Origin of the sequence: Parapedobacter luteus (assembly GCF_900168055.1) — a bacterium.
In the GTDB taxonomy this organism is placed as follows: Bacteria; Bacteroidota; Bacteroidia; order Sphingobacteriales; family Sphingobacteriaceae; genus Parapedobacter; species Parapedobacter luteus.
Map to the genome: position 1 here is coordinate 324,717 of NZ_FUYS01000001.1, position 21,387 is coordinate 346,103.

Genomic DNA, 21,387 nt, shown 5'->3' on the forward strand with positions numbered 1-21,387 from the left:
GTGGGACGTGTCATTGCTATTGATGAGCAGCACGCTGGCAGGGACCATGCAGGCCTGCCTTTAGGCGTCGGAGACATCGTGACCTGGTCAATTTTCGCATCGGACGCAAATTGCCAGTTATCCCGGCAGGGCATGCCGCAAAAGGGGGATAACCTGTTCAAATACGGTCACGCGCTGTTGACCGAGGAGGACGCCTTTCATGGTGGTCTGGCGGAGTACTGCATACTGCGGCCTTATACTGTTATCTTAAAGGTTCCGGAAGGGATTCCCATACCGGTAGCGGCACCGATCAACTGCGCCATCGCTACCGTGGCTGGGGCGTTGCGCATGGCTAGGGATATTCAGGGTAAGCGGGTATTGATCACCGGCATGGGACTCCTGGGGGTTGCTTGCGCTGCTATGTGCAAAGATGCGGGGGCTTGCCAGGTCATCGCTGCAGACGTCAGTGACCGGCGCTTATCGCAAGCCATGTTGTTTGGTGCAGACGCAGTGGTCTACTTAAGTCGAGGTGAGCGCATACCTCCAGCTACGGTCGACATCGCCTTCGACATGAGCGGTTCGCCGCAGGCGATGGAAATGGGACTGGAAACGCTGTCCTACGGTGGAACGGCGATATGGGTCGGCGCGGTGTTTGGTGATCGTAAGTTAGCCATGGATGCTGAAAGCATCGTCAGGCGTTTGCTAACGATCCGGGGGCTGCACAACTATAACTATGAAGATATTCAATATGCTCTCGATTTTATGACACGCAATACGCTGAAATACCCATTTTCAAGCGTGGTGGAAAAAGAGTTCCCGCTTTCGCAGGCCCAGCAGGCGTTTGAATATGCGATTTCTCATAAGCCACTACGTGTGGGTATTAGAATAGGGGAATGATGGCGGGGAATTTCCGAAAAGAACAATGGAAGATGTTGTTCGTCACCATGTTCTGCTACCTGTTTTTTTATACGGGCAGACATAACTTTGGGTGGGCGGCACAGGGGATGGCCACGGCACTGGACATCCCTTACGCCATGATCGGATGGATTAGCTTTTCGATGCTTATCGGATACGGCATCGGTCAGTTTATCAACGGAAACCTTGCCGACCGCTTCAGCCCACGAATGATGATTCCTTTAGGCGCCATCCTGTCGGTATTCGCCAATTTTGCGGTCAGCTATGCTCAGTCACCCACCACCGTGATCCTGCTATGGGCGCTGAATGGGTACTTCCAATCCATGGCTTGGGCACCTGGGGGTAAACTGATTACCAATTGGTGGTCAGAAGCCGAGCACGGCAAGGCGTTCGGCTTCTATACCATGGCTGCCGGCTCCTCTTCCGCTGTTACGTATCTGCTGTCCATCTACCTCCTGCAAGCAGGCATGGAATGGCAGATGCTTTTCCGCATACCTGTACTTTTGTTGCTTGTTGCATCGGTGGTCTTTTTTTTTATTGCGCGCGACAAGCCGTCAGACAAAGGGTACGGCAGTGTCCAAAAAAAAGACGATGGCTCTCCCGCGCCGGCGCCACGCGGCACGTTGAAGTCAAGGTACGCAGCTGTTTTCTCCAACCGTAGTTTTTTGACTGCTTGTGTAGCCATCGGCTTTCAGAGTATGGCCCGCTACGGCCTGATTTTTTGGGTGCCTATCCATTACCTTGGGCATAGCTGGAAAGAAGACTCAACCAATCTGTGGGTCACTTTTTTGATGCCGGTGGGAATGGCATTCGGGGCATTGGCATTCGGCATTATATCCGATACGCTGTTTAAGCACAATAAATTAGCGTCTATACGCTTCGGAATGGTAGCCAGCGCTTTGCTCGCGATGCTGATCTATTGGGCACCTATTGAAAACGTTGTGCTCAGTGGCGTGCTGATGTTGCTCACGGGCTTCTTTGTCTATGGTCCGCAAGCGAATTTCTGGGCGTTGTGCCCGGAACTGCTGGGGAGCACGAACACCGGCACCGGTATCGGGGTAATGAACACTACGGCTTATTTTTTTGCCGCAGTTGGCGAACCGATGCTGGGTTATATCGTGGACTGGAGCCAAAGTACGTCTTCCATCTTTGCGGCTATTGCAGTAATCGCGGCTTTATCGGCCATTTCCATTTCGCTTGTCCGTGCCGATAATCGTCAAGTATCCGGTTGACCGTGCTGATATAAGCGATAAGTGCAATTGTTCTAGCTATCACATAATCGATAGAAAAATGTACCTTTGTAAAGATACTAGGATTGTTTTAAGTAAACTTGTGATGATAGACATACGAAAAAGTAGCCGCCTGCTGGAAAACAAAGTGGTACGAATCGGTCTGTTTGCCCTTTCTGCTTATGCCATTTATGCATTTGGTAAAAGTATGGGCGAGTTTATCTACTACCTTCTGCATTAGTACTCCCCATACAGAAGGAGTGCGACGTCTTGCCAACAAGGTGGTCACAGTCCTTCACTGATCAGCTCATGGTTGACAAACGCACCGGCGGTGGTTCCTGCTGCGACTGCTGACGCTACACTGCGCATCTTTACGGCGTTGTCACCTGCTGCGTATATGCCCGGCACTGTGGTTCGCTGAAAGCCATCCACCTTGACGTGCCCCGAATCCAGTAATTCGCATCCCAACTGCTCCAGCAATGTGCTGTGCTGCACAAAGGGTAGCGCGGCGTACAGCGCTTTTAGCGCGTATGTGCTGCCGTCTGCCAATACGATGTGTTCAATGTGGCCTGATGTATGTACGAGCCGTTGCACCGGGGTAGGCACCACGGCAATTCCCAGAGCTGTGAGTTGCCTGACCTGATCGTCGGCAATTGTCGGCTCACCATTGGTAAATACGGTGAGCTGCTTAGTCCAGTTGTGTATCAACCTGCTTTTTTCGAAAGCCATCTCGCCATTGACCAATAGGCCGGTGGACAGATTGCGGTATTCGTAGCCGTGGCAATAGGGGCAATGTATTGCAGATATGCCCCAGCATGCGGAAAACCCGTCGATTGCTGGCAACTGATCCTTGATGCCGGTTGCAAACACGATTTTTCTGGCCGCGATCTGCTTTCCCGTGGCTGTTTTTAGTTGGAAACTTAGGTTTTCGCCGGAGACATCAATGACCTCGTCATGCACAATTTGTACCGTAGGGTAGGCAAGTACTTGCTCACGTCCGATCGCCGCAATGGCAGCAGGGGTGTTGCCGTCCTGCGTAAGGAAATTATGCGAATGAGGGGTTTGCGCGTTGCAGGGTTTACCGCTGTCAACGATGAGTACTCGGCGTATAGACCGGCCCAGTGCCATACCGGCAGCGAGGCCTGCATAGCTGCCACCGACGATTACGGCGTCAAAACTTGATTGTTGTTGCATACGAAGAGGGTTAAATGTCTCAAAGATGGGACATGGTGGTACAAAAAAATTTAAATTCCGATTCCTTTGCTAAATGAAAACCACGCAAATTGCTTCTGGCTTAACCGGGCTACTGCACCCGTGCTGTCAGCGCTCACTGCCGTGTTCACTACGCCGCTGAAAAAGCAGTATATCCATTCGGCAGTAAGGTGCTTGGTGATGATTGCCTGTTCCTGTAAGTGTACAATGAATTGAAGAAAGCGTCGGTGCATGGCTTCATAGGCCGCACAATCATCATTGGCGCTGCGGTGGTCGTGATCTTCGCTATGATGCAATTTATGGAAAAAAGCGTATTTCACCCCGCAATCTATCGCGGCATATAATAGCTGCTCCAACTGCCATGCGGGATCGCCCGGATTATCAAGCGCGGCCGTTATCGCCTCGCTACAGCGCTTACGGATGTCTTTGCTACAGGCAGCCAGCAGTTCGCGGCGATCTTTAAAATAACGATGGAGTGTCCGCCGCGTCACGGACGCTTTTTCGGCTACCCTTTCCAATGAGGCCGACTGGTCGTCGTTGAAAATAGCGATAGCCGTATCTACGATTCGTTGTTTGGTGTCTACTAACATATGATGACACAATTATAGGATTAATTTCTCGTTTGTGTGACATTTTAATGTCAAAAGCGTGGAAATCCGGCGGTCATGGTATCAACGATTTCGCATAAACGGAAAAATTGGTTATCCTTGGCAGCGGTTAGATGCTTGCGGATTAACCATGCACCAGGTATACCGTCACCGAAAGTTGAACGAACCATGTACCAATCACGCCGGGAGGATTATATTGAGCGACTGATTAAGCGTTTCTTCGAAGCGCTTGAACGGATCAAAAGCAAGGGCAGTCCAGCCCTGGATGACGCTTTGCCCGAGATGCAGGATGATCTCGCGTTGCTTTACGAGGAATACTTTGACATCAGGCGCGTGGATATGCTCCGGTTACCGGACAAGACGCTGCTTGACACGGTTGACCGATTGCATGAACTGCAGCTGCGTCCGCTGGCGTTATTGTTGTATCACGATGCCCTGCAGCAGTCGTCCAATGTAGCGAAGTGCACGCTTTTAGGGCGATCGAAGTGGCTTTTGGAGCGTAGCCACGAAATAACCGGTCAAATCGACTTTGAAGATGTTCAAGTATTGAATCATATCGAGCAGGAACTTGCTGACGAGGCGTGATTTTGCAACATTTTTATAAAAAGATGGGCGTAAGTGCTGATCTTTGTTTAGTTTTAGAAGCAGAAACACAAATAATACCACTATCGACACGTTTTTTATGAATAAAATTGTTACGCCTATCACATTGGGCAGCATCGTGCTGTCAACCGTTGCCGTTTTCGGTCAAACGTACAATGATCCACAAATCAAAGCCAAGGCCGATGCTATCCATGCTTCTGCCTTGACGCTCGATACGCATTGTGACTTGCCGATGCTTTTGCACGCACGGCCGGACTTTGATGTGACCAAGGAACACAACCCCCGCACGACTGGCTCTAAGGTAGATTTTCCGCGGATCAAAAAAGGTGGTATGGATGCCATGTTCTTTGCGGTATACCTCGGGCAGGGACCCCGTACACCGGCGGGCAATGCGGATGCCAAGAGACGTGCGCTGGAGCTTTTTGACATTGTTCATCAGATCGCGGATGACCATCCTGACTTCGCTGGATTTGCAACGACCCCCGAGGAGGCGATGGCACTGGAAAAAGCGGGCAAGTTCGCGGTATTTACCGCGGTGGAAAACGGATGGGCTATTGGCAACGATTTGTCTCTGCTGAAGACCTATTATGATCTGGGTGCCCGGTATATGACGCTCTGCCATACCAGCAATAATGATATTTGTGACTCGTCAACCGATCCCAAAGGGCCCGAACATGGCGGACTTAGTCCGTTCGGCGTTGAAGTGGTGAAGGAAATGAACCGTCTGGGCATGATTGTGGACGTGTCGCATACGTCTGACAGCACCGTGTGGGATTGTTTGGAGCTTTCCGCTGCACCCATTGTGGCTACCCATAGCTCGGCGCGAGCGCTGTTTAATCATCCACGCAATCTTACGGACGACCAGATTAAAGCAATAGCGGCCAAAGGCGGCGTGGTCCAGATGAATATGCTTAGCGGCTACCTGAAAGCGGGCAACGCTGGGCGTGCTAAAGCCTTGCAGGCCCTCCGCGAAAAGTATCCGAGGGGCGCTGAACTATCCGAGGCGCAGCAGCAGGCGAGGGCTGCGGAAATGCAGGAGATCAATAAAAGATTTCCCGAAGAACTTGCTACGCTACAGACTGTGGTGGACCATATCGACCACATCGTCAAGCTTGTAGGTGTCGATTACGTAGGCATTGGCCCTGACTTGGATGGCGGCGGCGGTGTTACGGGTATGTTTGATGTGAGCGAGATGGGCAACATTACCTATGAGTTGGTCAAGCGCGGTTATAGTGAGGAAGACATCAAAAAAATCTGGAGCGGAAACTTTTTCCGAGTGATGAAGGAGGCCCAGCGTGTTGCCGCCGAACTGAACAAGGGGTGATGGCATGGCATTGCGGCGGCTCCTGGGGGGCATCAGGTTGCCCGGGGACGTTGTGCGGTGACCGATTGATAGATATCGAGCAGGCGCGCTTTGTTCCGCTCGGCTGTATAGTGCTGTTCGTACGTCAGCCTGGCACCGTTGCCGATCCGCCGCCTGGATGCCTCATCCAGGTCAAGCCATTGCTGGAGCTTCTGGCGCAGGATGGTTGCATCACCGGCAGGGAAACGCCATCCGTTTTGCTTTTCGGTAATCATCGACCGCATGGCGCCTAAATCGCTGGCAATGACCGGCGTGCCCGCGGCGAACGCTTCCAGCAACGTGATGGGCATACCCTCGTACCAAATTGACGGAAAAACGAGTGCCGTGCAGCTGGCCAACTCGGCGTCGATTGCTGCTGGCCGCAGCGCGCCCAGGTAGGTGATATGGGGTTGCTTTTTTGTCGCTTCCTTGACCAGCTCCCGCAGTGGGCCATCGCCCGCAATCCGCAATCGGAGACCGGTAGTGCTAAACGCATCCAGCAATACCTTTACGCCCTTTTCTTCCGTAAGGCGCCCGACGAACAGGAAGTGTTTTTCCCGTGGTTGCCCGGATTGCCGGCTTCGGGTCACAAAATTCGGCTTAACTACAAATTTTTCCGCCGGGACATTGAACGATGAAACAATAAATAGTTGCCTGGCGAAGTCCGTCAGCGTAATGTACCGATCGACCTGTTGCCAGGTGCCTAATTTTTTATGTAGCCAAGTGGTGCTGGCCAGCCAGCACGTCTTGAATATGGAATGACTATGTACGCCTAACCGGATAGCCTTCCAAGGGTACTGCGCACGCAGGCTTGATGTAAACAGCTTTCCATGATGGAACAATGTGGCCGATGGGCATAACAGCCGATAATTATGCAGCGTCATCACGACGGGGATACCCATCCGTTTGGCAATAACAACCGCAATGGGCCCGATGGCATAGTGCAGGTTATGGATGTGGATAAGGTCGGGCTGATGGCGCTGGATGGCTTGTTTTATCCGTTGGGCAGCCCACACATTCCATGGCGACCATAGTGTCTGCCACACTCCCCGCCACCCCTTTCGGTTCTTGAACGTGAGGGATGACACCGTTTCCGTGGTGGAGAGTAAGATCCGTTCCTGCTCGAAAACCGCATCTTCGCCCCCGGGGTCCTGATAGTGGTTGTGTAGAATGAGTATACGCATAGCGTGAATGTAGGCAAAGCTACGAAATGTAAGGCGTTATCGGGGGGCGCACGGCAAATTTCGGATTTTGAGCAATCTGCAAACAGCGGTCGTGCACCCGTTATTGCGCCTTGGGGAAAAAACCTTATCTTTAAGCCATCATCTAAGCATATTGTCAAACGTAACCCTCGCCTATGAAAAAAAAATGTTTAGATTGCGGTGAGCCGTTGGCTGGCCGTGCTGACAAGAAATTCTGCGATGACGCCTGCCGTAGCAACTACAACAACAGGCGGAATGCCGAAGAAAACGGCTACCTCCGTCGAGTAAATAGTATCCTGAAACGGAATCGGAAGATTCTCGAAACCCTTAATCCTGAAGGCAAGGTAAAAGTAAGGTGGAAAACGCTTGTCAGTGCCGGTTTTAATTTTGACTACATCACCGACATGTATGAAACCAACAACGGCAGCCAATACCGCTTTTGTTATGAATACGGCTATTTGCTGCTGGATAATGATGAAGTACTGTTGGTGAAACGAAAGAACTAAGCAATACCTTCATTTTTGCTATCTTTGCGGGATGGAGCGGAATACCTTTTCGGATTTCAAATTCAACAGACAAATCCTGAATGCCATCGAGGATGCGGGGTATTCGGCACCAACGCCCATCCAGCGGAAAGCCATTCCGCCGATCTTGTCGGGCCAGGATGTCATGGGCATAGCACAGACAGGCACGGGTAAAACTGCGGCTTTCGTGTTGCCGATTTTGATGAAACTCAATTATGCCCAAGGCAATGATGCGCGGGCACTTATCCTCTCGCCGACACGCGAACTGGCCATGCAAATCGAAGAAAACATCCGTTTGTTTGCTAAATACACAGACTTGCGAACGGTCGTACTCTACGGCGGCCTTGGCCCTAAAACGCAAATTACGGCGCTTGAACAGGGCGTGGATATCATCGTGGCTACGCCGGGTCGGTTTCTCGACTTGTACCTCGCGGGGCATATTGCCACCAAATCCCTGAAAGTGCTCGTGATGGATGAGGCAGATAAAATGATGGATATGGGATTCATCGGTAAACTGCACAGGATATTGGAGGTGGTGCCCCGAAAGCGGCAGAATCTGCTCTTCTCCGCCACCATGAGCGAACTGGTGCACAAAATTGCGGGGGACTTCCTGGCGTTCCCAACCATCGTAGAAGTGACCGAACAGGCCACGCCGGCTCAAACAGTAAGACAAACATTGTATTACGTTCCCAACCTTAAAACTAAAATCAATTTGCTGCAGCACTTGCTTAAGGACGATGAAACACTGCACCGGCTCATCGTGTTCTGCAAGACCAGGGCGGTGGCAGACAACGTATTCAGTTTTGTCGAACGTAGATACGGTGCGGAAAACGTCCGCGTGATCCACGCCAATAAAGGACAAAACACGCGGATAAATTCCATCAACGCATTTAAGGAAGGCGATATCCGGATACTGGTGGCCACGGATGTCGCGGCACGTGGCCTGGATGTAAGCAACGTGAGCCATGTAATCAATTTCAATGTGCCCATCGTCATCGAGGATTATGTGCACCGTATAGGCCGTACGGGCCGTGCATTCCAGACGGGCGATGCCATCACCTTCTGCAATCCGGCAGAGGAATATTACATCCGTAAAATCGAAAAGCTAATCCGCCAACAGATTCCGGTGGCTGATATCCCCGAAGGGGTGGAAATAGCCGAAACCGGATTTGAAGAACGGCAGGCCATAGCACGGGAAATAGACGCACAGAAACGGAAGGATAATCCGGAATTTAAAGGTGCGTTCCATGAAAAGAAGGTAGCCAATCAAAAAAAGAACGGCCGGTCCCCGCAAAAAACTAAGCGGAATACAGCCTATGCAGGCAAACCAAAGTCGATCCGGAAGAAGCGATGAGACAGCTGAGGATTACTCCACTGAATATCGCATCGGCGTTGCTCATGACTTGGTTGCTGTGGCAAATTGTCGCCGAAGGAATCGGAATGGGTACAGCCGGGTGGTTTTTGTTACTTTTGTTGGTATTGGTTGCCGCCGACCAGTTCTTCAGGTTGATGCTCCGCAACCTGAAACGCGTGTGGATGGCCGAAGGCGTATTCGTGCTGCTGGTAGTGGTGTTGGTTTGGATTTTAAGGGCGTGGTAGCGCCTTACAATGGCGAGCCGATTATGGATTAACAAATTATTCTAAACGATAATGAAAAAAGCAGAAATAAAACTAACTATCGAACTGGACGACAATAACGTTCCGGATAATATTACCTGGGAATCGACAGATGGCGAAAGCACGGAGGCCTTGCCGGCTAAGGCTATGTTTCTGGCCTTGTGGGACCACCACTATAAAAATTCTTTGCGCATCGACCTATGGACCAAAGATATGCCGTTGGATGAGATGAAGCGTTTTTTCTATGAAACGTTGCAAACCTTGGGAGATACCTTTATCCGTGCCTCGGGAGATGACGCCATGGCGAAAGCCGTCATCGGCGACCTGCGCGATTATTGCGAGCATTTTGCGGAGAAAATGGAAGTAACGCAGAAGCAGAATTAACCGATAAGCCTAAAGCCCAGACCCCAAAGCAAGCAAAAGCACAACAGTTATGAACTACTTTTTAGTAAAATCAGAGCCGTTCAAATACAGCTGGCAGCAGTTTCTTAAGGACAAGCAAACCTTTTGGGACGGTGTGCGCAATTATCAGGCGCGCAACAGTTTGCAGGCGATGAAAACAGGCGATTTGGTTTTGTTTTACCATAGCAATGAAGGCAAGGAAGTGGTGGGCATTGCTAAGGTGGTGAAGGAGTACTATCAGGATCCGACCACGACTGACGAACGTTGGGTTGTCGTAGATTTGGCTCCCGTGGAAACGCTCAAAAAACCTGTCACGTTGGAAACAATTAAAGCCGATCCCCTACTTCAAAATATAGCCTTGGTACGCCAAGGTCGACTTTCTGTGATGCCTCTTACGAGGGAAGAATTCGACCGTATTGTGGCGTTGGGCGCGGGTTGACAAATTGCGGCTGACGGTATCGGCGGCAGGTATGGGTTCAAATTCAAAGCGAGAACGATGAGTCGGATACAGCTTGTTTTGATCCTGTTGTTCCTGGGCTCGGGACTGCCGGGGCAAGGACAGGTAAAGGAAATAACGGCATTAAGGGGACAAGCTGACGCGGCGACGGACAGTGTCCAACGAATGAAGACGTTCGTGCGTTTGGGCAAGATGTATGTCAATCGCTCGTTGGATTCCTGCTATTACTTCAGTGCAAGCGCCCTGGAGTTGGCCAAGCGCATAGACGATAAGCGAGGCGAAGCGGAAGCGTTGAATATCCTGGCCTTTTACTACATCGAAAAGGGCAACCCGTATCTTGCCTATAAGTATGCCAACGAGTCCTTGGCCATTTTCGAGAAATTGGGCATCGAAGAGAAGGTCTGCGAAGTAACGATGAACATCGGTGTGCTGCTCGGCCGCGAAGGCAAGCCGGATCAGGCACTGTCGCAGTTTGAAAAGGCTTATCAGATGAGCCTGCAGTTGAAGCAGGACTCCATCCAGCCCTCGATCATCCTCAATATGGCGTTTCCCAAATCTTTCCACGCCACACTTCCCGAACTCAACCAATTGTATGACAAAGCGCATGCCATTGCGGCGAAGAATAAGGACGAGCGTGTCATGCTTTCCATCAAGCAAGCGCGTACCGCCATGAAATTCTTCAAGGGGATGGATGTCAGGCAGGTCATAGCCGAACAGCACGAGGTGATCCGGGAAACGCAGGAGAAAGGATATGAGTACCTCACGGCAATGTCCTACATGGAAATGGGCAACATGTTTCTGCAATTGGATGTCGATAGCGCACTGCATTATTATGAAGCCGCGATAGCGCTTGCGAAAAACACGGGGTACGATGTGCTGCACTACCATACGCTGACACAGGCTTATGAAGCGTTGAAACGCCAACGGCCCATGCCCGCCAAAGCCAACGAATATGGGAATATCCTATTGGAAATGTCCAGGCAGAAACAGTTGGACAACCAAGAGGAAGGCATTAGCTTCCTCGAATTGGCCATCAAGGAAAAGGAAGTCGAAATCGCAACTGCAAAGCACCAATTGCGCCGCACATGGCTGATGCTCCTCCTGGCAATATGTGTGCTGGCGGTGGCGTTTATCGTGGCGGTGTATAGGCAATACCGGCTGAAACGTAAGCTGGCGGCGAGCCTCGCAATCACCAATAAACAACTGGAGGAGAAAAACAGGTTGTTGGAGACAAACAATGAATTCCACCAAAAGCTCATTTCCATGCTGTCGCATGACCTTCGTCAGCCCTTTTCATCCATCCTGATGATGAGGGGAGAAGGCATCACGGAATATATGAGCAAGGAAGATTTGCTGTATGTGTTTGACCAAATCTACCAATCGGCCAATACGGGGCTGCAAGCATTGGATGGCCTGCTACACTGGATGAAGCTGCAGGTGATCGGGTTGGCTTATTCCCCTTCGGTTGTGAACCTTAAGAACAACATCGACGAGGCATTGGCATTCAACAGCGGTGTGATAGCGAAGAAACAGCTTGAGGTCATGCTGTTCGTTCCGGAAATGTATGAAGTAAAAGCGCAGCGGGAAATGCTACTCTTTGTCAACCGCAATATCATCCACAATGCCGTCAAACATGCGCCTGAAAAAGGGCAGTTGGCCATCACCGCCACACTGCGCGATGCGGACCATCAGATCACGGTGTGTATTGCCGACAACGGCGGGGGTATTCCTGCAGATGTACTGCCTTATTTGTTCCAGAAAGATAAGCCCGCTGGCCAGCAGGCTTCCGAATCGCGCGGTTCGGGCTTGGCGCTGATAATCTGCCACGAAATGGTTTCAACAATGGACGGTGACCTGTGGGCGGCGAACAACGACGATGCAGGCGCCAGCTTTTACTACAGCCTTCCTCTTGCCTTGGTGGATGGGCATGATGCAGACTTGCCGGCGTCGGCCACGGACGGTAGCGTTACGCAGCCGTAACGAGGTTTGGCGATGGATTACCGTGGTATGCAAGCCGGGATTCGGTAAAATAAAAACATTTTCCCGCAGACTTTGTTGGTTACTTCAAAAAGCAACCATATGGCAAGGACCGTAGGAATTATTTTAGTTGTCGTTGGCGCAATCATGCTGGCCTGGACCGGCTTCTCGTTTACGCGCAAAGAAAAAGTCGTTGATATCGGTTCAGTGGAAATTTCCGCTGACAAGAAAGAACGGGTCAACTGGTCGCCTTACGTTGGCGGGATAATATTGGTAGCCGGTGTGGTCCTGCTGGTTATTCCGCGAAGGAGATAATGATAGATGTCGCGCCGGCGACCTATTCTTTTACCACTTCACGAAACAGGTTCTGAAGTTCTTTCGCGTCTTTCGGTTTGAGCTTACCCGCCAGAATCAACCGGAGCTCTCGCCGCTGCAGTGCCTCATTGTACAATTTTTTCTCCTCATCGGTTTCGGGTATCAGCTGCGGGACAGTAATTGTACGGCCATTCTGATCAATTGCAACGAACGTATAAAAGGCTTCGTTTGACCGAATCTTGGTACCCGAGGGAATGTTCTGCGCCGACACCACGAGGCGTACTTCCACGGAAGTGTTGAACGCGCGGGTGACCTTCGCCTCAATGCTGATGACGTCGCCCAGCTTTACCGGATGTTTGAAGGACACATTATCTACAGAAGCAGTTACTACGATACGGTTGCAATGCTTTTGGGCGGAGATCGCAGCGGCAATATCCATCCAATGGAGCAGGCGTCCTCCCATTAAGTTGTTGAGTGTATTGGTATCATTGGGGAGTACCAATTCGTTCATGATGGTATAGGATTCGCGGGCAAACTTCTGGGTCATGTTGTAAAGATGAAATTATTTTTCCGCTTTCAGTTGACGGTCTACCACTGCCAGCCCTTCCGAAAAACTGTGCGGCTCATATCCAAGCACGGTACGTGCCTTATCCAATAGGAAACCTGTACGTTTGGGCCTGGGTGCCGCCTGGTTCAGCGTAGCGGAGCTTACCTGGCTAATCAGGGACTTGTCTAACCCCCAGAAATCGGCAACAGCCGCTACCAGTTCATCGATTGAAAACATGTCCTTGCCTGAAATGTGATAGAGGCCTTCCGCCTCTTTGGTGGCGGCAAGGAGGCAGGCTTGCGCCAAATCCTCGGCTAAGGTGGGCATGCGCCATTGGTCGTTGACGACCTTGAGCGGTTGCCCTTTTTCCAGTGCACCCTTGGCCCACAGCACAATATTGCTGCGGCTCATATCGGCTACCACACCATATACCAGTATGGTGCGAAGGATGGCCCACTTGCTATGTGACTGCTGGATGATACGCTCAGCATCCAGCTTGCTTTGACCGTAAAGGCTTAAGGGATTGGGGATAGCGTCCTCTGCATAAGGTCCTTCCTCGCCATCGAAAATAAAATCTGTGGACAGGTGGATGAGGTGGATGCCAAACGCTTCGCTTAAGGATGCCAGTTCGGCGACTGCGCCGACATTCAGCTTCCGGCAGCCTTCAGGATCCTGTTCGCAGGCATCCACATTGGTCATTGCAGCGGTGTTTATGATGGCATCCGGCCGATATTCAGCAACGACTTCTCGAAGCCGTTGCTCATTGAGGATGTCCAGATCAATGTATGAATAGCCTTCTTTCACAGGATGGCGGTTTTCCCCCTTGGAAGTGGCTATCAGGTCAATGGCTGGGTCAGCAAGCGCCAAATCCGTAATTTTTTGGCCTAAAAGGCCGTTACTTCCCGTGACAAGGATTTTTTTTGTGTTTAATGATATGCCATTAGTCATCTGCTGAGTTCTTTATGTAATGGTGATCCGTGTGTCGAAACGTTTTGCCCAAAGATAGCAATACTTTTGTGCAGCCACTACTGTTGATTGCCTAAGGGATGTCGTACGCCAGTGTGCGTCATCTTGACCGGCAGGATATAGCCCTCTTCATCGAAGTGCATTTCATCGATACAGGTAACCCGCTCGTTTGCACCTTTTTTATCCAACGGACGGCGATGGTATACGATGTACCACTGGTCTTGGCCGGGGACTTGGATGACCGAGTGGTGCCCCGCGCCCGTAGCGATTTCGGGATCTTGTTCTAAGATGGTGGCTACCCGTTCAAATGGGCCAAAGGGGGAGTCCGCGATTGCATAAGCTACCTTGTAATGCGGACCGCCCCATCCGCCTTCGGACCACATGAAGTAGTACTTGCCGTCTCGCATAAACATAAACGGCCCTTCTACGTACCCCTCGGGGGTGACTTCTTTATAAAGTTCACCGTCTTCGAAAGGTACCAAGCCGGTGAAGTCGTCGTTCAGTTTAACGATGTTGCAGTGCTTCCAGCCACCGTAGTACATGTAGTATGAACCGTCTTTATCTTTAAATACAAATTGGTCAATCGGTTGTGCACCATTGACAATTTCGTTGATCAGTGGTTTCCCCAATAAATCTTTGAACGGACCTTCGGGTTTGTCGGCTACAGCAACCCCGATGCCGCCCACCTCACCTTCGTGGACGTCGTTGGCCGCGAAAAAGAAGTAATACCGGGCATCTTTCTCCAGCACGCCGGGAGCCCACATGGCCCGTTTGGCCCATTTGACTTCGGCTGTATCGATGATGCGTGGATGTTTGGTCCAGTTGACAAGGTCCGGAGAAGAAAAGGCATCGAAAAACACCTGCTCCTCGTAAGGAGCCGAATACGTAGGATATACCCAAAAACGGTCGCCGTAGACAATGCCCTCCGGATCAGCGTACCAACCGGGGAAAACAGGGTTTTGCTGGGCCGATAGGCGTTGTGAAAGACCAAGCATGAAAAGCGACGTAAACGATAGGATGCAACAAGTACGAAAAATATTCATCAGCTATAAGGGTTTGTTTGCGCTAAAATACACTTTGATTTGCAATTTTGGGTAGAAAATTAGGGAAAATACATCATCCTTGGCGCGCTGCCGGCCGGGAATGCCCCGGCACGGTATCATAATAAAAACATTTTTCTTTTTTTGTCTTTTTTCGTAGTGCTTAAAGTATAACTTTGGGAGCAAACTAATTGGAGATGCGTATGCAAGAAAAATCTGATATAGGCGTCATTGGTATCGCCGTGATGGGGGAAAACCTCATCCTGAATATGGAGAGCAAAGGCTTTCATGTAACGGCCTACAACCGTACCGTGGATAAAGTAGAACGCTTCGTCAATGGCCGGGCAAAAGGCAAAAACATTTATGGGGCCACTTCCATCGAGGATTTGATCCGTTCGCTTAAAAGGCCCCGGAAAATCATGCTGATGGTCAAGGCGGGTAAGCCTGTGGACGACTTTATCGACCTGCTGATTCCGCATTTGGAACCTGGCGACATCATCATTGATGGTGGAAACTCGCATTTCCCCGACACGGAGCGCCGCACCAAATACGTGGAGAGTAAAGGATTGCTGTATATCGGTACCGGCGTCTCCGGAGGTGAAGAAGGCGCGCTTTTGGGACCATCGATCATGCCGGGTGGGTCAGCTGCCGCGTGGCCGGCCATCAAGCCGATTTTCCAAGCCATAGCTGCCAAAGTAGCTGACGGCACGCCCTGCTGCGATTGGGTGGGCGAAGGCGGTGCAGGGCATTTCGTGAAGATGGTGCACAATGGTATCGAATATGGCGACATGCAGCTCATCAACGAAACATACCACATGATGAAAGATGTGTTGGGCATGACGCCGGATGAGATGCATGAGGTATTTAAGGAATGGAATGAAGGGGAGCTTGACAGCTACCTCATTGAAATTACACGCGATATTTTGGCGTTTAAGGACGAGGACGGCCTGCCGTTGGTCGACAAAATTCTGGATACCGCAGGCCAAAAGGGTACAGGCAAATGGACAGGCACGGTGGCCCTGGAGCTGGGGGTGCCGCTGACGCTTATTGCTGAATCCGTTTTTGCCCGGTGCCTATCAGCGTTGAAGGATGAACGTGTGGCGGCTTCCAAAGTGCTACAGGGGCCTTTACCATCGTTTGACGGCGATAGACAGGCCTTTATTGACGACCTTCGCGACGCGTTGTATGCCGCAAAAGTAATCTCCTATGCACAGGGCTTTCAGATGATGGCCGTGGCAGCCAAAGAGTATGGTTGGAAGCTCAACTACGGTAGCATCGCTTTAATGTGGCGCGAGGGGTGTATCATCCGTTCGGCATTCCTGGGGAAAATCAAGGAAGCGTTTGATAAAAATCCTGACTTGCGGAATTTGATACTGGATGATTTCTTTAAAGAGAAAATACAAGCCGCCCAAAGCGGATGGCGTAAAGTCGTGGCAGCCGCGATTACCAACGGCATACCCGTACCGTGTCTCAGTGCGGGGTTGATTTACTATGATGGGTACCGGTGTGAGCGGTTGCCCGCCAACTTGTTGCAGGCACAACGTGATTATTTTGGCGCCCATACTTATGAGCGGCTGGATAGACCCCGTGGCGAATTTTTCCATACCAATTGGACGGGAAGGGGCGGAGAAACCTCCTCCACCACCTATGATGTGTAAGGTGTCGGGTATTAATAAATACCCCCGATAACAAAACAGCAGCGCCAAGTCACTTGACGCTGCTGTTTTGTTATATCGGCTTGTTTGTCCTTACGCGTTATGATCCCTTATTGGCTAGTCTTCCACGTTCTCTCCCCTTGATCAATCTTCCACCACTTCGCTATTATAGCTTTCTGGTTCGACGATTTCTTCCTTGAAATACCGTTTTTGATACAGTAGGATAAGCGCTACACCCACGGTAATGGCGGAGTCCGCAATGTTGAATACCGGACGGAAAAATAGAAAATCTTCGCCGCCCCAAATCGGCAGCCAGGAGGGAAACGTTCCCTTGATGATGGGGAAATAGAGCATGTCTACCACTTTGCCATGCAGCAAACTGGAATAGCCGCCTTCGGGCGGGAAAAGCCTTGCTTTTTCAAACCAGGTGCTCTCGCTGAAGATAAGGCCATAAAAGGTTGAATCAATGATATTGCCCATTGCCCCCGCAAATATCAGCGCCACATTCAGGATAAACCCGCGATGGTATTTGTGCTTGATCATGTAATGCAGGCCATAACCGATACCGGCCACTGCCGCGATGCGGAATAGGGACAGCGCCAACTTACCGGATTCGCCACCGAATTCAAGGCCGAACGCCATGCCATTATTCTCGGTAAAGTGAATGATAAACCAGTCGCCTAATATATTATATTCCTGTCCAAGCGTCATGTTGAGCTTTATCCATAGCTTGGAGAGCTGGTCTACCAGAAGCACTGATACAATTAGTATAAGGGGTTTAGTATAACCTTTCATGCTGTTAGTTGTCCGGCCGTCGGCTTGCCAGCTGTCGACTTCTCACCGGCGTAAAAAGCCGATTTCCGATAGCTGATTTCCGATAGCTGGTTCTAATATTGTTTCAATTTGGCTTCCATGCTCAAGGTCGTATGCGGTACTGCACGAAGACGCTCTTTCTGGATAAGTTTTCCTGTCTCGCGGCAAATACCGTACGTCTTGTTTTCGATACGCACCAATGCGGCCTCTAAGTTGTCTATGAATTTCTTTTGCCGGGCTGCCAATTGGTTGGTCTGTTCCTTTTCCAATGTGGCAGAGCCATCTTCCAAGGTTTTGAAAGTTCCTGCCGTATCGTCAGTTCCGTTGGCATTGCTTGCATTCAACGATTTGGTCAGGGCCGACAGCTCCTCCTTGGCTACACGGAGCTTTTCCAAGATAATTTCCTTGAATTCTTGCAATTCTGCGTCACTATACCGTGTTTTTTCGCTGTTGTTTGCCATATTTTTATACTTTTTCGATTAATACGTTCAACTCCCTTTCCGCAATTTCTATGGTATCACCGTTGGCAAGGGTATCCTCAAACATCAAAGAGTCTGCCAATATCTCGGTGCGAATATAAGATAAATTAATCTTTGCTGCTTCGGTAATATCGGGGATATCGGTCAGGCGCACGCTAATCCGGTCGGTGACCTCGAACCCGCGTTCTTTACGGAGATTCTGGATGCGATTGATCAGCTCACGGGCGATACCTTCGTTTCTCAGCTCCGGCGTGATATGGACGTCCAAAGCTACCGTAAGTTTACCCAAATTGGATACCTGCCATCCGGCGACATCCTCGGCAATAATCTCCACATCGGCTAACAGCACGACATAGGGTGTGCCGGGTATTGCGATTGCTCCTTCACGCTCCAACGTTGCAATTTCTTCTGCAGTGAACGCCTGGATGGTAGCAGCCACGGACTTCATGTCTTTGCCTACTTTGGGGCCGAGGGCCTTGAAATTCGGCTTGATTCTTTTTTTGATGATGCCCGAAGTATCCGTAATAAATTCAATTTCCTTGATATTGGTTTCAGAAAGGACAAGGTCCTTTACTTTTTCGACCTGCCTGCGGAAGTCATCGTCCAACACGGGAAGCAGGATTTTGTTAAGCGGTTGCCGGACGTTGATGCCGGTTTTTTTGCGTAATGAAAGGGTAAGTGACGATATGTCCTGCGCCAGGGTCATGCGTTCCTCCAGTGCTTTATCTACCAAGTCTTCGTGGTATGCCGGGAAATCAGCTAAATGTACGGATTCGGCCTGTTCTTTGCCTGTGGCATCGTTCAGGTCCAGGTACAGCCGATCACTGAAGAATGGCGCGATGGGCGACATCAGCTTCGCAATCGTATCAAGGCACGTGTAGAGTGTTTGATATGCTGAAATCTTGTCTTCAGTATATTCCCCTTTCCAGAAGCGCCTGCGGCAGAGGCGAACGTACCAATTGCTTAGGTGCTCATCTACAAACGTCTGTATGGCGCGGGCGGCTTTTGTTGGCTCGAAATCCGCATAGTAGCCATCTACTTCCTGTGTCAGGCTGTTGAGCAACGAGATAATCCAGCGGTCTATCTCCGGCCTGCTGGCAATGGGCAGGTCAGGCTCTTGGTAGGCAAATTTGTCGATATTGGCATATAGGGCAAAAAACGCATAGGTATTGTACAACGTGCCGAAAAACTTGCGCCGTACCTCGTCCAGCCCTTCCTCATTGAACTTAAGGTTGTCCCAAGGGGATGCATTGCTAATCATATACCAACGCGTGGCATCGGCGCTGTATTTTTCGATGGTAGCGAAGGGGTCAACGGCATTGCCCAGCCGCTTGGACATTTTATTGCCGTTTTTGTCCAATACCAGGCCGTTGGATACCACGTTTTTGAACGCTACGGAATGCCTGAGCATCGTGGAAATGGCATGCAGGGTAAAAAACCAGCCGCGCGTTTGATCGACACCCTCGGCAATGAAGTCTGCCGGGTATGCCCCCTCAAAACCAGTTTTGAAAGGCGCATCGTCGCCTTCAGCAAGCTTCTCCTGATCCAACCCCCACTGCGCAAAGGGCATCGCTCCGCTGTCAAACCAGACGTCGATGAGATCGGGTTCGCGGTAGAGTTTCTGCCCAGCGTCAGAGACGAGCACGATATCATCCACATACGGCCGGTGGAGGTCCAGCTCATCGGTGCCGAATTTGTGCAAGTATTCCTGTAGCGTTGTTTTTTCAGCGTCGTTGAGCACGCCCGACGCGAGGCTCTTTTCGATATGGGCCTTCAGTTCGCTTATGGAGCCGATGCAGATCTCTTCGTTCTCGTCTTCACTGCGCCAAATGGGTAGGGGAGTCCCCCAGAACCGCGAACGCGAAAGGTTCCAGTCAACAAGGTTCTCCAGCCAGTTGCCGAAGCGGCCCGTGCCCGTGGCTTCAGGCTTCCAATTGATGGTTTTGTTGAGCGCCACCAGCTCATCTTTCGCCGCTGTCGTGCGGATAAACCAGCTATCCAGTGGGTAGTAAAGTACCGGCTTGTCCGTACGCCAACAATGCGGATAGCTGTGTTCGTATCGTTTGACTTCGAAAGCTTTGTTTTCTTCTTTGAGTTTGATGGCGATGAGCACATCGGTGGGCTTGAAGCCCTCGGCTGCGCGCTCTTCATCGCTGTAATATTCTTCTTTGACGAAGCGTCCGCCAAATTCGCCGATTTCTTTGACAAAGCGGCCCCGCTTGTCTACGATGGGGACATCCTTGCCGTTCTCGTCTTTCACAAAAACCCCCGGTACATCGTTTTCTTTGCTTACACGGAAGTCGTCTGCGCCAAATGTCGCAGATGAGTGTACGATGCCCGTGCCGTCTTCGATGGTCACGAAATCACCTGCGATGACCCGAAAGGCCTTTTGCTCCAATTCTTCGCTGGAGACATAGGGCAGCAGCTGATGGTACCGGAGATTAAGCAGTTCGGCTCCTAAAAACTCGGCCCTGACTTCCCAAGGAATGATTTTGTCTCCTTGATTGTAGTCTTTCAATGAAATCGCCTGCCCTTCAGGCTTGAAATACCGGCTTAGCAGTTCCTTCGCCAATACAACGCTCACCGGCTCAAACGTATAGGGGTTGAAGGTGCGCACTTTGACGTAGCGGATATCCTTGCCCACAACCAGTGCACTGTTGGCAGGCAACGTCCACGGTGTGGTGGTCCAAGCCAGGATGGCGGTATCCTCGTTTTCATCCTCAAAGAGCATGGCCATGGCCGGGTGTACTTGATCTCTTTTGACCCGAAATTCGGCTACAATGGTTGTGTCCTTCACTGGTCTGTATGTGCCGGGTTGATTGAGCTCATGCGAGCTAAGGCCCGAACCGGCAGCGGGTGAGTAGGGTTGTATGGTATAACCCTTGTAAAGTAGCCCTTTTTTATACAGCTCTTTTAGTATCCACCACAGCGTCTCGATGTACTCGTTCTTGTAGGTGATGTATGGATTTTGCAAATCCACCCAATAGCCCATTTTTTCGGTAAGGTCATTCCACACATCGGTATATTTCATGACTTCCCGACGGCAGGCCGCGTTGTAATCGGCTACGGATATGGTCTTGCCGATATCTTCTTTGGTAATGCCAAGGGTCTTTTCCACAGCCAGCTCGATGGGCAGGCCATGCGTATCCCAGCCTCCTTTGCGCTTTACCTGATAACCCTTGAGGGTCTTGTAGCGGCAAAAAATATCCTTGATGGCCCTTGCCATGACATGGTGGATGCCCGGCATGCCATTCGCTGAAGGCGGGCCTTCGTAAAAGGTATAGGGCTTGTTGGCCGGACGCTGCGTGATGCTTTTTTCAAAGATGTGTTCCGTCCGCCAACGATCCAATATTTCCTTGCCGATTTCGGGTAAATTGAGCTGCTTATATTCCTTGTACATCAATTGTTTGTATTCGAAAAATGAGGATGCAAAGATAGCGAATTAGTATGAAAGGAAAAAGAAAGGTTTGATTCGCGCGGTTGCTCCCCAGCTGGAATCGTTCGC

The 21,387-nt window shown here is 50.7% G+C and carries 22 protein-coding genes; 13 read left to right on the forward strand and 9 right to left on the reverse strand.

Annotated features, from left to right (window positions below):
* From B5X72_RS01350 to B5X72_RS21110, 3 genes are all read left to right on the forward strand, one after another.
* The gene (locus B5X72_RS01350; RefSeq protein WP_245826793.1) at positions 1–876 is read left to right on the forward strand and encodes a zinc-binding dehydrogenase; all 876 of its coding nucleotides are present in this window, start codon (positions 1–3) and stop codon (positions 874–876) included.
* The gene (locus tag B5X72_RS01355; protein WP_245826771.1) at positions 873–2,126 is read left to right on the forward strand and encodes an MFS transporter; all 1,254 of its coding nucleotides are present in this window, start codon (positions 873–875) and stop codon (positions 2,124–2,126) included. The genes B5X72_RS01350 and B5X72_RS01355 overlap by 4 nt, the downstream gene beginning before the upstream one ends.
* A 103-nt stretch (positions 2,127–2,229) precedes the next feature.
* Positions 2,230–2,364 (forward strand): hypothetical protein, encoded by a 135-nt coding sequence (locus B5X72_RS21110; RefSeq protein WP_255539679.1) that lies wholly within the window; start codon positions 2,230–2,232, stop codon positions 2,362–2,364.
* Positions 2,365–2,408: 44 nt separating this feature from the next.
* Here B5X72_RS21110 and B5X72_RS01360 read toward each other — a convergent pair whose 3' ends face one another.
* Both B5X72_RS01360 and B5X72_RS01365 read right to left on the reverse strand, forming a co-directional pair.
* A complete protein-coding gene (locus B5X72_RS01360; protein ID WP_079715005.1) occupies positions 2,409–3,317 on the reverse strand; it encodes an NAD(P)/FAD-dependent oxidoreductase in 909 nt (302 codons plus the stop codon).
* 50 nt (positions 3,318–3,367) lie between these two features.
* A complete protein-coding gene (locus tag B5X72_RS01365; RefSeq protein ID WP_079715006.1) occupies positions 3,368–3,925 on the reverse strand; it encodes a TetR/AcrR family transcriptional regulator in 558 nt (185 codons plus the stop codon).
* 186 nt (positions 3,926–4,111) lie between these two features.
* On the opposite strand from B5X72_RS01365, the gene B5X72_RS01370 reads away from it, so the two are divergent.
* A complete protein-coding gene (locus tag B5X72_RS01370; RefSeq protein ID WP_139378478.1) occupies positions 4,112–4,528 on the forward strand; it encodes a hypothetical protein in 417 nt (138 codons plus the stop codon).
* A gap of 97 nt (positions 4,529–4,625) precedes the next feature.
* Positions 4,626–5,870, forward strand: coding sequence for a dipeptidase (locus B5X72_RS01375; RefSeq protein WP_079715008.1), 1,245 nt, complete (start codon positions 4,626–4,628; stop codon positions 5,868–5,870).
* 32 nt (positions 5,871–5,902) lie between these two features.
* Here the strand turns inward: B5X72_RS01375 and B5X72_RS01380 are convergent, their stop codons facing one another.
* Positions 5,903–7,072 (reverse strand): glycosyltransferase family 4 protein, encoded by a 1,170-nt coding sequence (locus B5X72_RS01380; RefSeq protein ID WP_079715009.1) that lies wholly within the window; start codon positions 7,070–7,072, stop codon positions 5,903–5,905.
* 173 nt (positions 7,073–7,245) lie between these two features.
* Between B5X72_RS01380 and B5X72_RS01385 the strand changes: the two genes are divergently transcribed.
* The 7 genes from B5X72_RS01385 to B5X72_RS01415 all read left to right on the forward strand — a co-directional run bounded on the left by B5X72_RS01385 (position 7,246) and on the right by B5X72_RS01415 (position 12,382).
* Positions 7,246–7,596, forward strand: a complete 351-nt coding sequence (locus tag B5X72_RS01385; protein WP_079715010.1) for a hypothetical protein — start codon at positions 7,246–7,248, stop codon at positions 7,594–7,596.
* Between the two features lie 31 nt (positions 7,597–7,627).
* Complete coding sequence (locus B5X72_RS01390) at positions 7,628–8,968, forward strand: DEAD/DEAH box helicase (RefSeq protein ID WP_079715011.1); 1,341 nt, start codon at positions 7,628–7,630, stop codon at positions 8,966–8,968.
* Entirely contained in the window at positions 8,965–9,213 is a 249-nt protein-coding gene (locus B5X72_RS01395; protein ID WP_079715012.1) for a hypothetical protein, read from the forward strand. Before B5X72_RS01390 ends, B5X72_RS01395 begins: the two co-directional genes overlap by 4 nt.
* A gap of 51 nt (positions 9,214–9,264) precedes the next feature.
* The gene (gene gldC / locus B5X72_RS01400) at positions 9,265–9,615 is read left to right on the forward strand and encodes a gliding motility protein GldC (protein ID WP_079715013.1); all 351 of its coding nucleotides are present in this window, start codon (positions 9,265–9,267) and stop codon (positions 9,613–9,615) included.
* Positions 9,616–9,664: 49 nt separating this feature from the next.
* Complete coding sequence (locus tag B5X72_RS01405) at positions 9,665–10,072, forward strand: EVE domain-containing protein (protein WP_079715014.1); 408 nt, start codon at positions 9,665–9,667, stop codon at positions 10,070–10,072.
* 57 nt (positions 10,073–10,129) lie between these two features.
* Positions 10,130–12,070, forward strand: coding sequence for an ATP-binding protein (locus B5X72_RS01410; protein ID WP_079715015.1), 1,941 nt, complete (start codon positions 10,130–10,132; stop codon positions 12,068–12,070).
* A gap of 99 nt (positions 12,071–12,169) precedes the next feature.
* Positions 12,170–12,382, forward strand: a complete 213-nt coding sequence (locus B5X72_RS01415; protein WP_079715016.1) for a hypothetical protein — start codon at positions 12,170–12,172, stop codon at positions 12,380–12,382.
* A 22-nt stretch (positions 12,383–12,404) separates the two neighbouring features.
* On the opposite strand, the gene B5X72_RS01420 is transcribed toward B5X72_RS01415, so the two are convergent.
* From B5X72_RS01420 to B5X72_RS01430, 3 genes are all read right to left on the reverse strand, one after another.
* Complete coding sequence (locus tag B5X72_RS01420) at positions 12,405–12,929, reverse strand: acyl-CoA thioesterase (protein ID WP_079715017.1); 525 nt, start codon at positions 12,927–12,929, stop codon at positions 12,405–12,407.
* Between the two features lie 15 nt (positions 12,930–12,944).
* Positions 12,945–13,877, reverse strand: a complete 933-nt coding sequence (locus B5X72_RS01425) for an SDR family oxidoreductase (protein ID WP_079715018.1) — start codon at positions 13,875–13,877, stop codon at positions 12,945–12,947.
* Between the two features lie 77 nt (positions 13,878–13,954).
* Positions 13,955–14,890, reverse strand: coding sequence for a glycoside hydrolase family 43 protein (locus B5X72_RS01430; protein WP_079715019.1), 936 nt, complete (start codon positions 14,888–14,890; stop codon positions 13,955–13,957).
* A 248-nt stretch (positions 14,891–15,138) separates the two neighbouring features.
* Between B5X72_RS01430 and gnd the strand changes: the two genes are divergently transcribed.
* Positions 15,139–16,593, forward strand: a complete 1,455-nt coding sequence (gene gnd, locus B5X72_RS01435; protein WP_079715379.1) for a decarboxylating NADP(+)-dependent phosphogluconate dehydrogenase — start codon at positions 15,139–15,141, stop codon at positions 16,591–16,593.
* Positions 16,594–16,734: 141 nt separating this feature from the next.
* Here the strand turns inward: gnd and B5X72_RS01440 are convergent, their stop codons facing one another.
* The 3 genes from B5X72_RS01440 to ileS all read right to left on the reverse strand — a co-directional run bounded on the left by B5X72_RS01440 (position 16,735) and on the right by ileS (position 21,282).
* Positions 16,735–17,385 (reverse strand): lipoprotein signal peptidase, encoded by a 651-nt coding sequence (locus tag B5X72_RS01440; protein WP_079715020.1) that lies wholly within the window; start codon positions 17,383–17,385, stop codon positions 16,735–16,737.
* 92 nt (positions 17,386–17,477) lie between these two features.
* Positions 17,478–17,864 carry a TraR/DksA family transcriptional regulator gene (locus tag B5X72_RS01445; RefSeq protein WP_079715021.1) on the reverse strand — a complete coding sequence of 129 codons (387 nt, stop codon included), beginning with the start codon at positions 17,862–17,864 and terminating at the stop codon, positions 17,478–17,480.
* 4 nt (positions 17,865–17,868) lie between these two features.
* The gene (gene ileS, locus B5X72_RS01450) at positions 17,869–21,282 is read right to left on the reverse strand and encodes an isoleucine--tRNA ligase (RefSeq protein ID WP_079715022.1); all 3,414 of its coding nucleotides are present in this window, start codon (positions 21,280–21,282) and stop codon (positions 17,869–17,871) included.
* Between the last annotated feature and the right edge of the window lie 105 nt (positions 21,283–21,387).